General features: G+C 28.4%; 9 protein-coding genes and 1 tRNA gene. 2 read left to right on the top strand and 8 right to left on the bottom strand.

All coding sequences use genetic code 4. The annotated features are described in order from the left end of the window. Positions 1 to 80: 80 nt before the first annotated feature. From STIUS_RS00895 to STIUS_RS00880, 4 genes are all read right to left on the bottom strand, one after another. Positions 81 to 1,481, bottom strand: a complete 1,401-nt coding sequence (locus STIUS_RS00895; protein ID WP_203234706.1) for a BspA family leucine-rich repeat surface protein — start codon at positions 1,479 to 1,481, stop codon at positions 81 to 83. A 132-nt stretch (positions 1,482 to 1,613) separates the two neighbouring features. Continuing rightward, entirely contained in the window at positions 1,614 to 2,306 is a 693-nt protein-coding gene (locus STIUS_RS00890) for a hypothetical protein (RefSeq protein WP_162649386.1), read from the bottom strand. A gap of 2 nt (positions 2,307 to 2,308) precedes the next feature. Further along, positions 2,309 to 4,372 (bottom strand): ABC transporter ATP-binding protein, encoded by a 2,064-nt coding sequence (locus STIUS_RS03665; RefSeq protein ID WP_203234705.1) that lies wholly within the window; start codon positions 4,370 to 4,372, stop codon positions 2,309 to 2,311. A gap of 198 nt (positions 4,373 to 4,570) precedes the next feature. Further along, a tRNA-Ser gene (locus tag STIUS_RS00880) sits at positions 4,571 to 4,659 on the bottom strand. 97 nt (positions 4,660 to 4,756) lie between these two features. Between STIUS_RS00880 and STIUS_RS00875 the strand changes: the two genes are divergently transcribed. After that, entirely contained in the window at positions 4,757 to 6,760 is a 2,004-nt protein-coding gene (locus tag STIUS_RS00875; RefSeq protein ID WP_162649385.1) for a hypothetical protein, read from the top strand. A gap of 36 nt (positions 6,761 to 6,796) precedes the next feature. Here STIUS_RS00875 and tsaB read toward each other — a convergent pair whose 3' ends face one another. The 3 genes from tsaB to STIUS_RS00860 form a co-directional block, all read right to left on the bottom strand. After that, positions 6,797 to 7,345, bottom strand: coding sequence for a tRNA (adenosine(37)-N6)-threonylcarbamoyltransferase complex dimerization subunit type 1 TsaB (gene tsaB, locus STIUS_RS00870; protein ID WP_162649384.1), 549 nt, complete (start codon positions 7,343 to 7,345; stop codon positions 6,797 to 6,799). A 189-nt stretch (positions 7,346 to 7,534) separates the two neighbouring features. After that, on the bottom strand, positions 7,535 to 10,126 hold the full coding sequence (locus tag STIUS_RS00865) for a fructose-specific PTS transporter subunit EIIC (RefSeq protein ID WP_162649383.1): 2,592 nt from the start codon (positions 10,124 to 10,126) through the stop codon (positions 7,535 to 7,537). 102 nt (positions 10,127 to 10,228) lie between these two features. Beyond that, the gene (locus STIUS_RS00860; RefSeq protein WP_162649382.1) at positions 10,229 to 11,035 is read right to left on the bottom strand and encodes a MurR/RpiR family transcriptional regulator; all 807 of its coding nucleotides are present in this window, start codon (positions 11,033 to 11,035) and stop codon (positions 10,229 to 10,231) included. A gap of 112 nt (positions 11,036 to 11,147) precedes the next feature. Between STIUS_RS00860 and STIUS_RS00855 the strand changes: the two genes are divergently transcribed. Then, positions 11,148 to 12,068, top strand: a complete 921-nt coding sequence (locus tag STIUS_RS00855) for a type I phosphomannose isomerase catalytic subunit (protein WP_162649381.1) — start codon at positions 11,148 to 11,150, stop codon at positions 12,066 to 12,068. Between the two features lie 30 nt (positions 12,069 to 12,098). On the opposite strand, the gene STIUS_RS00850 is transcribed toward STIUS_RS00855, so the two are convergent. Beyond that, positions 12,099 to 16,376, bottom strand: a complete 4,278-nt coding sequence (locus STIUS_RS00850) for an ABC transporter permease (RefSeq protein WP_162649380.1) — start codon at positions 16,374 to 16,376, stop codon at positions 12,099 to 12,101. Positions 16,377 to 16,403: the final 27 nt, after the last annotated feature.

Below are 16,403 nucleotides of genomic sequence, written 5' to 3'. Positions count from 1 at the left end.
AAAGCAAGAGATTTGCTAGTTTCCTAACATATCTCTTGCGAAATATTTATATTATATAATTTAGCATTAATTAATATATATTATCTAAATTTTTCAGGAATAAATTCTTTTTGTAAACCTGAATAATCTGCAAAACTAACTCATTTTCTTACATTATCTACATTCCAATTCGAAATATCTTGATTGAAATTTTCAGCTCCATAAAACATATAACTCATATCTGTTACACTTGACGTATCTCAATTTCCAATATCTTGATTAAAATTAGTGGCTCCATAAAACATATAATACATATGTCCTACATTTGATGTATCTCAATTTCCAATATCTTGATTAAAATTAGTGGCTCCATAAAACATATAACTCATATATGTTGCACCTGATGTATCTCAATTTCCAATATCTTGATTAAAATTAACTGCATCATAAAACATAACACCTAAATTTCATACACTTGACGTATCTCAATTTCCAATATCTTGATTAAAACTATGAGCACCTCTAAACATTGAATCCATTTTTCTTACTTTAGATGTATCTCAATTTCCAATATCTTTATTAAAATTAGTAGCTCAATAAAACATAGAACTCATATCTGTTACACTTGACGTATCTCAATTTCCAATATCTTGATTAAAATTAGCAGCTAAAAAAAACATACTTCTCATTTCTGTTACACTTGACGTATCTCAATTTCCAATATCTTGATTAAAATTTTTAGCTAAATTAAACATTCTAGACATATTTGTTACATTAGATGTATTTCAATTACTAATATCTTGATTAAAACTTTCAGCTGTATCAAACATACTTTGCATATTTGTTACATTAGATACATCTCAATTTCCAATATCTTGATTAAAATTATAAGCAGATCAAAACATAAAGGTCATATCTGTTACACTTGACGTATCTCAATTTCCAATATCTTGATTAAAATCAAAAGCTAAATTAAACATTCTAGACATATTTGTTACATTAGATGTATTTCAATTACTAATATCTTGATTAAAATTACGTGCAGCATAAAACATATCACTCATGTCTGTTATATTAGAAGTATTTCAGTTTTCAATTCCATCAATTTTTTGAAATTTGTTATATCTAAATAAATATGATAAAGATGTAATTTCTTTTGGTAAAGTGCTTGGCATTTCATTAACACTACAATTTATTATTGTTGTTCCGTCACTTCAAACACCCATTTTTATAATTTTTTCAACATCTACATACATAAAATCTTTAATTTCTGTTTCATGTACTATACCATTACTATCAACATATATGGTTAATTGATCTACCTTTGGTAAAACATTTTGTTCTTTTATTAAAGAAGAACTATCAGATATTAATTTTTCAGAATCACTTAAATTAATATTTTTATTCAAACTTTCTACATTATTTTCAGTTAATTTTATTACAGGAACTACAGCTAATGAACCAATACTTAAAGTTCCAATTAAACTTAATAATTTAATCATATATTTTTCCTTTTTCTTAACCCGACCACTACCCATATCTCATAATATTTTACTGCAAATTTTAATAAATACAAAAAAATTATTAGGCGCGGAATAAAAAAACCCAGAATTTAAACTGATTACTGGTTTTTTTTATTCACTTAATATGTTATCTGGTTCTGGTTTTTTATTTTCTAATGCATATTTTTGAGAGATGCTTATATATCTTGTTTTTGCTTCAACAACAACATTATAAATAGACATTGCAACAACCATTGTTACACCAAATAAGATAACAGTTAACTGAAGTATTGTTTGTCATGTTGGAAATCAATTACCAGTACCCATTCACTCTTTTTCATTCAGGATTGGTATGGTTTGAAAATAGGCTATTCAATAATGAAATGTAGTCAGTAATAGTCCAAGTGAAGAAACTAACACAATTGATGAGTTTAAAATTCTTCTATTTTTTGTAACAATATTTACTAATCTAAAATGATTAATTACAAATGGAATTATAACTATAAACCCACAAATTAAAGAAATTAATAGGTAGTCAGATGCTAAAGCAAATACTTGTGCTGATTTATTAATTTTTGTGTCCGCAAAAATCACATCTAAACTATTTTCATTTTCATAGTGATTTCATATGTATCTAATATAACTGAATGTATGTTCATATTTAGCAATTAATCAAAAATTTTCTACATCACCAAGGTCATTTGAATATCTAAAACCCATAAATAGAGATGAACCTATTGTAATAATAGATACAATAAATACTAAAATTAATGTTGTTTTTCAGTTCTTTGAAGGACTAAACATATCTACCAATTTAAGTTTCATAGTTATTCTTTCTCCTTACCAACTTCATAAAGTTCTTTAAATAATCCTGGTACTTTAATCAATTGATTAAAAGTACCTTCTTGAACAATTTTTTTGTTTGTATCTAAAACAAATATTTTGTCATAATTTTTTATTGTACTTAACCTGTGGGCTATTGCGATTGTAGTCTTTCCTTCAATTAATTTTTCTAATTCAAGAGAGATTTCTTTTTCAACTAAATTATCTAATGCCGATGTTGCTTCATCTAAAATTATCAAACTTGGATTTTTTAAAAACATTCTAGCAATAACCAGCCTTTGTTGTTGACCCCCCGATAATTGTTTACCACGTTCTTTTAAGAATGTTTCATATCCATTTTCCATATTTTCAATTAAATTATGAATTTTGGCTTTTTTACAAGCTTCAATTATTTCTTCATCAGTTGCATCTTTTTTAACATATCTCAAGTTTTCAAAAACAGTTGCTGAAAGAATTTGGGGTTCTTGATCTACATACCCAATATTATCCATTCAATTCTTCAAAGAAATGTCACGTACTTCTAATTTATTATTAATTATTATCTTTCCACTGTAATCTTCATAAAACCTCATAAGTAATCGTGTAACTGTTGATTTACCAGATCCAGATGGACCAACAAATGCATATGATTTTCCTTTTTCTAAAACAATACTTAAATTTTTTATAACTTGTTCATCTGGTCTTGAGGGATAGGCAAAAGATACATCATTAAATTCAATTTTTTCAATCACATTTTTTGTTAAAAATTTTGGATATTTAATTTTTTTAATCTTATTTTCATTAGATACAATATCACCAATATTTTGTGATGATTTATTAGTAACATTAATACTTTGTAAAATTGTATTTAATTGGAAAATTGGTGTAACCATTACAAATATTCCAGCTGTAAAAGATGAAAAAACTGTAATTAATTTTTGAGTATTATCCCCAAAAATAAATACTCCAAATACCATTGAAGATAAAGTTAAACATCCCATTGCCCCAATTATAATCCCAGGAATTACTGAAATAGCCAAGTTTAATTTCTTATTTGTCTTGTTATTTTTTTCAGTCTCTATATTATTTTCTTTTACTTCGCTTTCTCAATTACCACTTGATTTTACAAGTCTAATTAAAGATATTTTTTCAGTGATACTTGAATCGTGTTCAGATCTTTCAACAATACTTTTCTTCATTGGTTTTGCAATAACTAAAACTACAATTAATGCAACTAATAGCGTAATCAAAATTAAGGCCAACATCAACATTGATATAACAACGTCAATATAAGTCAACATAGCAATTGAACCAACTGTTGAAAAAATAATAAAAACAATAATGATTGGAGCAACCTTTAATTGCTCAGCAATATTTTTACAATCCTTAACAATAGCTTCAGAAATTGAACTTTGTGAATTACTATTATAAAATTCAATATTTTTATATAGTAAAGATTTAACTAGTTTATTTTTTAAATCAGTATTGGCATCTTCACTTATTGATCCACACAATACGTAAGCTACGTACATAAATATTACAATTAAAAAAATACAAGATAGCAACATTCAAATTCATTCTATTTTCTTAACCTCTAAAAATAGAAAATGAGCCCTTGCAATCCCATCAGATCCAACACTTACATAATCAAAATAATAAGAATGGATAATTATGTTAATAACTTCCGGACTGACTGTTGAACTTGGACTTGATAAAAAATCTTCAAGTATTTTAATTATTTCAGGTGGAAGTTGTCCAGATATGTTTTGTTCAATAATTCCAGCTACAATTTCTGTCATCATTTGATGATTATTAAATGAATTCATCATAGTTTCAGCTACAAGTAATGAAGTAAGTTGTCTTGCAATAAAAATATTAAAAACAGAAAGAAGTGAAACTAGTAAAATGAAAAATATAACAAGAGCTGATTTAACACTATGTTTTTTTCAATAAAAAAATCAAATACTGAAAAAACCTTTACTTTTATTAAAGTTGGTATTTTCTGTTAAGTCTTTAAATTCAGCAAGGTGCTCATCGTTTTGATATCTTATAAAAAAGTTGTCTTTCATTTTTCCCTTTACTTTATATTTAGCAAATTTACTTTAGTTAATATTAACAAAATATAACAAGCTAATACTTTAAAAAATTAAATAAAACCTAAGATTTTCTATAACTTATTAAAATAATTAATTGGGAATTCATTTTAATTTTTTGACCTACTATATAAAAAAATAAAAAACCCAATTAAGGGTCTTAAAATTCTATAATGGCGGATTGAGAGAGACTCGAACTCTCGCGCCGTTGCCGACCTAACACCTTAGCAGGGTGCCCTCTTCACCAACTTGAGTATCAATCCAACTCTCAAATATTATAACAATAATAAAAATAATTTATGAATATACTATATTTAAATGATAAAGAAGAGTAATATTTTTTTGTTGGAGAAATTTGGTATGAAAAATTGATGATTAGGAGTGCAAGCTGAATTTGGTTCACGAATTGGGTCTTCTAAAAAAAGAATTATTAAATTTATTGGTATTTCACTTGTTCCAATATTGTATGCGGTAGTTTGTGTACTTGCATTTTGAAACCCTATCCCTGGAATTGGAAAAGCACCTACAGCAATCATAGATACAGAACAAAAAGTTTATGTAGGAACAAATCAAAAATTTGAAGTACTAGGTAAAAACCTACTAAAAGAAAGTAACGAGAGTGAACTTTCTGAAGCTTACAGAGTTAATACAAAGCTATCTATACTTCCTCACATTGGAGTGTTGACTGATGATATTGAATCTTTAAAAGAAGCAATTGTGAAAGATGAAAATAAAGAAGTTACTAAAGACGATTTTACTGGATCATTAAGTAAAACAATTGATATGAGTAATGTAAATTATGTTTATGCAGTTAATACATGAACATTGATGGAAGCGAATTTATTAAACCACAAAGGTGGTAATAAATATGAAGCTAAAAAAGCAATATCTGAAGAAGAAATTTTCTTTTCAAATATTACTCACTTACAAGGTAAAGAAGCTGAAGATAATTACAAAAATCCTAAATACTATTTACAGATGAAATTTGATGACGGGTTAGCTTCAGGATTAGTTACAAAAATTGGATTAATGTTACAAGGTAAACTATTTGATAACCCTGCTAAACAAGAAAATTTAAAAATATGAACAACATTTGAAAATAACTTTATTTTTGGTTACTACCTTAAAACTCTAAATTCATTTAGAAGTGCTATACCCTCTTTGATTTTAGAAAAAGTTGTAGATAACATTAAGCTTGAAGGAATTTCTAAAGGTGAACTAAAAACAAAATTAGAAGTTGCAAGAGATTTTGCAGTTTCACAGGCAAATAATGAAAATTCAATTACTGCTCCTATTTGAACTAAGATTGCAAATTCTTTAAATGAAGCAATTACATTACTTGAATCTGTTGGTGGAGAAATTGATGCCAAAGTGACAAAAATAATTCAAGAGCTAATTAAAGATGTTATAAATATTGTTGGACTTGGTGGCCAAACAAATAATATAATAGATGTTGAAATTCAAGGCCTAAAAAATGGCAATAACGCAATAGCAATTTATGGTATTGGACTTGGTGAATTCTTTATTTTGATTGGTATGTTTGTTGGAACTTTAATGCAAACATTTGTCTATGATAGAGCTAAACGTGTAAAAAAATTAACAAATACACAATGATACTTATCAAAAACATTTTTAATGTGAACGACAGGTATGTTACAAGTTGGTTTACTAGTTTTAGCTTTGACTGCTGCTGGATGATGAATAATTGGCGCATTAGCATTAGTAAAACTATGACTGTGATTAATGGTTGTTGAAACCGTATTTGTTATAACAATTCAAGCATTATGGTTTTCATTGAAAGATGAAACAATTGGTAAATTTTTAGTAGTTGTATATATGGTATTAAACCTATCAAGTGGTTGAGGAACATTCCCAGCATTCATGCAATTTGGATTCTTTAATGCAATAAGTTATATAACTGAATTTAAATATGCATTGCATGGTATGACATCAATTATTTATTCAAATGGTGATAATGCACTATTTATGTTTAAACAACTTGGAGTACTTCTAATATTTATGGCAGTGCTTATAACGATTGGATTAATATTTTCAAGAAATAGAGATAAGGAAATGTACTTTGGTTCTTATAGAGGTAAACAAGTTTATGATTGTTTACAATCTCTTGGCAAAACAGAATTGGCTGATGAGTTTAGAACTAAACGTAATAATGGAAAATCATTCAAATATAATTGAAAAGTTCTTGGTAAAGAACCAATGAAAGATCTTGTATTAGAGGTAAGAAAAAAATATCCTTTTGAAGGTCAATTTAAATGATTTAAAAATAAAGAACGAGATGAGGTTCTAAAACCAAATTATTCTGATGACGATGTTATCTCAAGAAATGATGATGTAACAGTTTAAAAAAAACATGTACTTTAACGGGTGCATGTTTTATTTTTAAATAGCATTTTTAATATAAATTGGATTGAAATTATTGATATCTGTTTCAAGAATAAACTTATCTCTAACTTCTGAAAAGTTTTTTACATAGTCAATATTATCTAAGTTGGTTATTATATTTTCTTTTGGTAATTTTTCATTCAAAACTATTTCTAAATTATTTGCAATTATTCCATTTGTGTTGCTAGCAAAAAAATGTTTTCCACCTCTTGCATCTATTGCAACGCTAACTTTCGATTTCCCTGCCATAAGTTGCATTGTGTTAATTGAATAAACTTTAATATCTTTATTTATTGTTCAAATTGTCTTAACAATTGATAATCCAATTCTTACTCCAGTAAAAGTACCAGGGCCTTTAGTTACATAAAATTCACTTATTTCATTAAGCTCAGTTTTTTGTTTAGCTAAAAACATTTTTAATTCATCATCAAAAATTTCACTAATTTTATTTTTTGCATCAACAACAATTGAATCAATCAACTTATTGTCATGTAAGTATATAAAAACTATTTTGTTATTTGTTGTGTCTATAAATAGTGATTTCATAATAGTCCTTTTAAATATTGTATTACACAGACAAATAAAAAACTATCAGAAGATAGTTTTAGTTTTCACAGTTTTTCTTTAAATTCTTTTTTAGTCTTTTTTTTATTTTTAAATAAAAGTAAACCCATTATGCATGAAGTATTTGTTTAAACACTTTGTACATAATATTGGGCTCACTATTTATATATTTTAAGATGCAGCTGCTAAATATTTAGAAACTAACTCACCTCTGATTCCTTCTTGGAATTCGCGGTATTTATTAGCTTTTTCTAATTTAGCTTTTTCTATTGCATCAGTTTTTGTGTCACCTTTAAGAGTGTCAGATTTAATGCTTGCCATAGCTGTAGTATAATTGGCTTTTAAAGTTGAAGTAAATGATTTTACATCTTCTTTTTTAGTAGTCATTAAAGCTTTTTCTTCTGGTTTAACTTTTGCATATGCAGCTTTTGCTTTTTCAACATCGGCTTTATAAGCATCTTTTACTTTTGCAATTTCTGATTTTTTAACATCAATTGCTGAAACATTTTTACTTAACTTTAATACTTTGATTTCTTCTTTAATGTCATCAATTTTGCTTGATTTTTCATTTGATAAATCAACTAATTTTGCAACGTGAGCTTCTTTAACTGAAGCAATTGCACCACTATCTGCTGTTAATCAAAATCCATAAACAAGAACTGTTGTGGCGATACCTGCTGCGGCTGCAATGAAGTAGTATAGAGTATCAACACCATAAGGTACTGCTCCTAAAATAGCTACAATTGGTCCACCATGGGCAGCCATATTTTGAACCATAAATCCACCTGCTATTGCTCCAGCAACAGCTGATCCAACAACGTTAGATGCAATGGCTCTTTTTGGATCACGGATTGCGAAAGGAATTGCTCCTTCTGAAATACCAATTGATCCCATAATTACTGCAGCTGATCCCATTCCTCTTTCATCACTGTTGAAGAATCTACCAAACAATAGAGACGTTAGACCCATACCGATTGGTGCTACAGGGATGGCTGCTGCCATTGTACCCATTGGTTCATATATTCCCATTGTAATTAATGCAGAACAAGTAACAAATGCGATTTTATTAATTGGTCCACCCATGTCAAATCCAGCCATAGCTCCGATTAAGATACCTAATGCGATACCCACACCGGCTCCAGCTTTTGATTCGTATGCTGATTTAATTGCATCTGAAAATTGGAACATTACTCATCCGATTGGTCCACCAATTACATAGATGAATAACATTGAAATTAATATACCTGTTATTAAAGGTATAAAGAAGATTGGCATAGCCGCTCTCAATGATTTTGGTACGTTTCATGTATTTATTCATGAAACTGCGTATCCAACTAATAGACCAGCTATTATGGCTCCAATAAATCCTGTTGGAACCATATCTGCTGAGTTCATTCCACCAAATGTCATGAACATTGCTGCATTGTTACCAATGAATGCACCAACCATTGCTGGTCCTATTGCTGCTCTACCACCAATTGAGTTGGCAATAAATCCTGCAAGAATAGGGATCATTAATGTGAATGCTGCTCCACCAATTTTGTCCATTACTGCTAATGGTCCTCATGGCGAAACTGGTAATGTTTTTAAAAAGTCTGCTGTGTAATTTAAATCAGTACCATTAAATGATCTAATATAACTACCATCAGATAAACCTCAAACAGCACCTTCTGCCAATGTTGGTAATGTCATACCTTCTACTCATTGAACACCTGATCCATCAATAATTACACCATCTTTAACTTGTACTAATCATCCTTTAGCAAAGTCTCCTGCAACTATCCAAGCTGATCCATCAGTACCTGCTGTTGGTCCTCATACTGCTTTTGCAATACCTAATGAGAACGCTAGACAGATACCTCCAAGAACAATAACTGGAATCATATAAGAAATACCTGCAAGGATATGACTCATTACAGTTTGTCTTTCTCCAGTTACTTTTCCTGATGTTTCAAATTTTGCTGCCCCAGCTAATGGAGCACCATCTTTGATTGCTATATTAATAACTTTTTGTGTATCTTTGATTGCCTTGGCAACTGGAACTTTGTAGAATTTTTTTCCAACAAATCTTGAGTTGTCAACATTCACATCAACTGCAAAAATAACTATATCAGCTTCATCAATTTCTTTTTTTGTAAGTGGTGTACCAATTCCTTTTGAACCATGAGTTTCAACTCTCACTTGGTGCCCCATTTTTTTACCTTCTTGGATTAATTTTTCTTCAGCCATATATGTGTGAGCAATACCTACTGTACATGCACTAATGGCAACAATTTTTAATCCTCCTTCAGTTGGAGTTGTTTGTTTGCTTTCTACTTTTTTAACATTAAATGCTTTTAATACATCTTCTTGTGTTTTTGCATTAATGATTGCACTTTTAAATTCTTCAATTATTAATTTTGTAGCGATATCACTTAATATTGACATATGCTCATCACCTTTACCATCTGGTACGATAAGCGAGAATAAATATTGAGTTGGTTTACCATCCATTGAGTTTCAATCGATAGCTTTTTTTAGTTTAACTACCAAGCATGCCGCCTGGTTAGCTTCAACTATTCTTGCATGTGGAATTGCAAATCCATCTTCGAATCCAGTTGAGCTTTCGCTTTCCCTTTTTTTGAATCCTGCAACTAATGCTTTATCACTTGTAACAATTCCAAGTTCTTTAGCTTTTTTTGCAAGGAAATCAAATACTTCGTCTTGTGAATTTAATTCGACATCTAAGAATATATGTTTACTATTCAAAATATCTTTATTCATATTTCCCCCTAATGATATTTTATACAAAATATTCACAATGTGAATAAAATTTATTATTTATAAATAAAAGAAAGTAGTAAAAAACTCCATTATTAATGGAGTTTATTTTTGGTCTCATCTTCATTGCTCAATAACATCAGATGAAATAGCTTCAGAGGCAATAATTGATTTAAATATTACTTCTCAAATTGCCATTCCACATAACCTTGATGTAAAAGAAAATGATCTAAATTTAGCATCTGTTGATTTAGCTTCAAATACAATATCAGCTACATCTCTAGAATATGAAGAAAAAGGTCCTGTAATTAAAATAATTTTGACATTCTTTTCTTTTGCTTTTTTCAATATTTGAGTAACCTCGTGTTTGTCACCTGAATAAGAAATAGCAATAATTACATCATTTGAAGACATAAAGTTAACATTTATTAATTGATGATGTCAATCACTTGATGACATTAAGTTCATTCCTATTTTTGATAACTTATGTTCAATTTCAACTTTTATTGTTGCACTACCACCGATGGCAATAACATTAATTCTTTCTGCATTCATAATAAGATCAGTAGATTTTTTAATCTCTTCATCACTAATGTGTAGAAGAGTTTCTTTAATGTCTTGACAAATTTGAGCCGAATTATCATTTAAATTATTTTGATCATAATTACTTTCAAAATATGTTTTAATCTCAGCATTTAATACATTAATAAATTCTTTATAGTTTTTTGTACCAATTATTTTTGTAACGAATCTAGTGACACTTGGTTGACTAGTTCCAGAATCGTTCGATAGTTTTATTATCCCTAACTTAAATTCTTTGTTTGCACTAATGTAGTTAATTATTGTTTTGGAAATTTTTCCTTCGATTGAACTATCGTATTTAGCGTGTTTGTTTAGTTTCTCTAAAATCATAATTCTCCTAATCTTTATTTTATTTAATTATATACATTTATAATTCCCATATATATTGAGTTGATTTTTGTTAGATAACAACTATAATAAAAATATTCACGGAGTTAATATTATGAATATTTTTAAAATCAACCCTTCTTTCTCAGAAAGAGTTTGAGGCGGACAAAAATTAAATTCAATGGGATATAACATTCCAAAAGATAAAAAAATTGGAGAAGCTTGAGTAATTTCTGCACACGAAAATGGTATGGGATTTGCAGCAGAAGGAATATGGAAAGGTAAATCTGTTAAAGAAATATTTGAATCAAATAGAACTCTTTTTGGAAACGTACAAGGAAGTTTCCCTTTACTTGTAAAAATTTTAACACCTGAACAAAATTTATCTGTACAGGTTCACCCAAATGATGAGCTTGCAAAAAAACATAATGATTTTGGTAAACCTGAATCATGATATGTTCTTGATTGCCCAGATAATGCAAAACTTATATATGGACATACAGCTAAAACTAAAAAAGAATTGGCTGAGATGATTGAAAAAGATCAATGAAAAGAACTTCTAGTTGAGGTTCCTGTTAAGAAAGGAGATTTCTTATATGTACCTCCAGGTAAGATTCATGCAGTTACTCCTAATGTTGTTGTATATGAATTACAACGTTCTTCAGACATTACTTACCGAGTTTATGATTATGGTAGATTAGAAAATGGAAAACCACGAAAACTACACATTGAAGATACAATTGTTTCAACTACTGTACCTGATACAAATATTGCAATAATCAATAATGCCACAAAATTAATTCATTCAAATGAGTACTTTTCACTTTACTTATATGAAACTTCTAAAGAAACTAAACCTTTTAAACTAATTGAAAAAACAGGTTGACTACAAATAACAGTAATTGAAGGTACTGGGAAGATAAATGGAGTTGACTATATTCTTGGTGATTGTTCAATTGCATGTGACCTAAATGAATCATCATCATTAGATATAACTGGAAATTTAAAAGTACTAATCTCTTGAATTAAACTCTAATGAAAAAACGAATCATTCAGATTCGTTTTTTTAGCTTAATAATAAACTAGGTTTTATTTTTTTAATTTGTCTATATGTTACTAACATTGTTGAGAGATAAATTAAGAATAAAATTCCAAACACCATTAGAGGCATTCAAAATTCAAAACTCACTGGCAATACAAAACTTGTATTTTGTGCAACCATATTAATTCCCCAAATAAAGAAGAATCAAGAGCCTATAAATCCTAAAATATATACAACTAACATACCAATTATATAAGGTGTTAAGATTTGCCTTAAAACATAATGATCACTGTAACCCATTAATTTCATCGTTGCTAAGAATTCTTTATTCTCACTTATTACTAGTATTGTCACTAGCAAAATAATAATTGTAGCAACAAGTATTGCTAACGTTATTAGACCAATTACAATAATGTTTACAACATCTGTTATTTGTGACAAAATTTGTCTTGCTTCAGATAATGGAACCATTGTATTAAATGACGAATATCCATATCCTTCAACAAATTTATCAAAATTTGGTTCTCCTGTTTCAGGATCTAGAACATAATTTCCATTCATACCTTGAGCACTAAAATCGGAAAATCTTTGTGATGTTGATAGACCTCGTGTTAAGTCTTTAACTTCAGGGTCCAAAGAATATTTGTAATTAAATACCGGAAATGCATTATTGAAAGATTTATCAATTTTTTGATACACATTATATGATTCACCTACAGCTTCATTCATTTTTAATTTAAATACATCATATTGAGTTAAGGTATTTTTATATTCTTCTCGCTCTATAATTTCTATGATTTCATTTAAAATTGGTTTAACTATAGATTTTTTATACTCATCATCTCCATTAGATAATCAATTTATATAGTCATTATTTTTTACACTTTCAGGAGCAAATCAATTTGCAAACATTTGAGATTGTGTCTTGTCATATCCCTTAATCTTATTGGCTTGGTCATTACTTATTCAAGCTTGTAACTCACCATAACTTTTTTGGATACCTACAACTTTAAATGATTTATTTAGATATTCGGATCCAATAATTAAATTACCCTCTGAGAATTTTTTATGTACAGCTGTTTGATTTGTAGAGCCGCTAGAAGTGGTTGAAGTAATATTACTTCCTCCAATTTTAACTGGAGAAAGAGATAATACTGAAGCATCAGCAAAGTTTTTTCCATCAGTTGATTGAATTGATTTTGCTGAATTTGGTCTATACGATGTTTCATATATATGTTTTGTTCTTTTTTTAGCTCCAACCTCCACATCTCCTGGTCTTAATATTTTGAATTCATCATTTTGATTTTCTCTAACTTCTATTGTGTCATTGTTAATTGTCATACTGATTAGTGAATTTTTACTTACACCAAATTTCTTTGAAATACTTTCATTAATAATTATTGGTATATATTCATTTGTATTGTTGTCAAACAATTTACTATTATCAGACCCAAAATTAATTAAATTATTTTTTTCATCAATACCATTAATCTTTAGTTTTTCTCCATTTAAATAGGCGTTTAACATTGTTCCACGTGTATCTGTAATAGGATTAAATGGTATTAAGTTAAATCCTAAACCGTAATCTTTATCATTAACAATTGCATCTTTCATATACTCTTGAATGAAGTAAGGAGCACGTGAATAACCTGTTTCTAAAATTGCAACACCTATCCTATTGTCAATAACAGATATAAATCAAGATACTAGATGTCCATTTATTTCTCGTATATTTTCATTAGATCAGTTATCTTCATTTTGTAATTCTAAATTTGATAGGTCCTCTAAATCAATTACTTCATCATTGATTTTCAACTCTAAGTCATGTCCACTGTCTTTTTCTACAATTATTATTGAATCATCTTCATATGATTTCGGATAAGAAAATAATTTTTCTTTACCATCTAATAAAAAGTGTCTATTTGATATTGTTTTATCAACTTCATTTAAACTCACATGCTTTTTGTCATCTGTTAAAAATAAGGGGTTAACAGTTAATGGCGGTCCTGCTATATAAGTTTGGTAAAAATCTAACATATATTTATTAAATGTAATTAATTGATTTCTTGTAGCCAAATCAAAATTGTTAGTATCTTTTATTACATTTGTTAAGTCTCTCTTTAAATTTGTGTAGTCAGTTCATTGTGTTAACAAAGAACTCATTGCAATTCCACCAATTATTCCTGATGGAGTATCTATATTTGGTAAACTATCTAGTGCTTTAAAAAAGCCAGTTGAAAAGGTAGTTCAATCAGTAAAACCAAGCTTTGCTCAGGCTGTTGTTGAACTGAGTGGAATGTCGTGATTATAATAAAAATTACTAATATCTCCATTTAAAAATTGATCATAAATCTTATTTGTGTCAAAAGTATTATTTCCTTTTTTGTCTTTTATAACTGGACTAGAAGTATAAGACAGTGTAGCTGGATTGGGATCAAATATTGTCCCTCCTCCTACACCACCTGTGGATACTTTCAATAATTTGTCACTTGCATTTTCTTGTGTAGGAAAACCTCAATTATCTTCTTTATTATTTTTATCTGGATTATACGTTTTAAAAAAAGATAAAGGATTTGCCGCAATTGGATCAATGTATTCTACTTTGTTTTGATAGTTTAATCCATCAAATGCCTTTGTTTTATTAGTTTCTAAAATTCTAGGAGTTATCACTGTTATCGATAATATAAAAGTTGAAACAAGTATTGTAAGAAGTGTTCCCAAATATTTTTGTCATGAGGTTGAAACTACTGCCAATCTTAGTCTTGGTTCAAATTTTTTTCTACTTGATCCAATGCTTTTTATTTTCATTTGGATTCATCCAATTGAACTTGGATTCATTTTTGCCAACAACTTAGATGGTGAATCTTTAATTGTTAAATAAGTGCAAAGGAATGTAATCAACAATAATCCAAATCAAGTTGTAAATATTGAGTTAACTAGAGATATGACGCTGAATGAAGACAATGTAAATGTCAGTGAAAAGAAACTAGAAAACATATCCATAATTAATGGTGATATAACAAATGACAACCCATAACCTAAAATTACACCCATAGCTCCTGAAATCATTGGTATAGCTACAAAGTTATTAACAATTTCAGTCTTTCTCAGTCCCATTGCTTTCAATATTCCAAGTTGCATTCGATAAATTTCAACTTGTTTTTTAATCATAATGACTAAAGCAAATAACGAAATTCCCATAACAATAACTAATAAAACTGTTATACCTGCTTTGTACCCAACAACTATTTGATCTAATAAGCTTGTTCTTTGAACAAACTTATACTCATCATCATTGATTCCATAAACTACTTTTTTGTTACCTGCATTATTATTAGTAATACTCTTAAATTCTTTATCAATAACTTCTAAATCATGATGAGTTGAATTAAATCTTGCTGAATAATAAATTTCATTTCCAAAACTTGATGTTGGCATTAATGATGATTCAGACATACTTTGTAAATAGAATGAACTATCTTTATCAACAACTAATCCAAAATGTGAGGGATGAACATATGCAACCATATTTGTTTTTGAATTAGGTATTATTGATGTTTCATCAATAATCGGTGACAGAAAATCAGCCGATGTTCCAAATCCAACTATTTGCATTCAATAATATTTTTTATATTGTTCAGGTAATTGTGTATGAATATCAGTTACTCCTTCAAGGTTTTTTCTAACCTCTGGATTATCTTTAACATTCAAAGTGTCACCTTGCTTATCTAGTTGAACACGAATAATATCATTCAATTTTAGATTATTAGCTTTTGCAAAGTTTTCATTAATAATTATTTCTCTTCTAGCCATTTCTGTTGATGCAGAAAAATTTCTACCTTGTGAAATTACTAAACTATCAACATTAATGTCATTTGTAAATTCCTCTTCACCACTAACATTTGTTTTAGCTAAGGCTTTAATATTTAATTTTTCTCCATCATTTGTGACATTACTAAAAATTCTACCTTCAGTTCTAGATCAAGAAAAGTCATATTTATCTTTTTGCGACAATTCATTTACATAGTATTGTTGAACTAATGTTTGATTTTCTGGTAGATTTTTGTCTTCAGGTTGTTGTAACCTGTATTCTGGGTTAATGCTAAAAATGAAATCATTTTGCTTTGATTCTATTTTTAGTCTTTCACTCCCTCCGATAACGGTTTCTTTAGTGTGCGCTGAAATAGATGTTAATAATGAAATTAACATAATTAAAAGTGTTAAGCCTATTATTTGCATCTTTGTGCGTTTGGCATTTCTAAAACCATTACGAAGTAAGAGTCTAATTGATCGTAAACTCATTTATTCTTCTCCTGTAATTTTTGATAT

The organism is Spiroplasma sp. TIUS-1, assembly GCF_010365785.1.
Classification (GTDB): domain Bacteria; phylum Bacillota_I; class Bacilli_A; order Mycoplasmatales; family Mycoplasmataceae; genus TIUS-1.
Note: the sequence above shows the minus strand (reverse complement) of the source record. Positions and strands in the feature narration are given on the sequence as shown.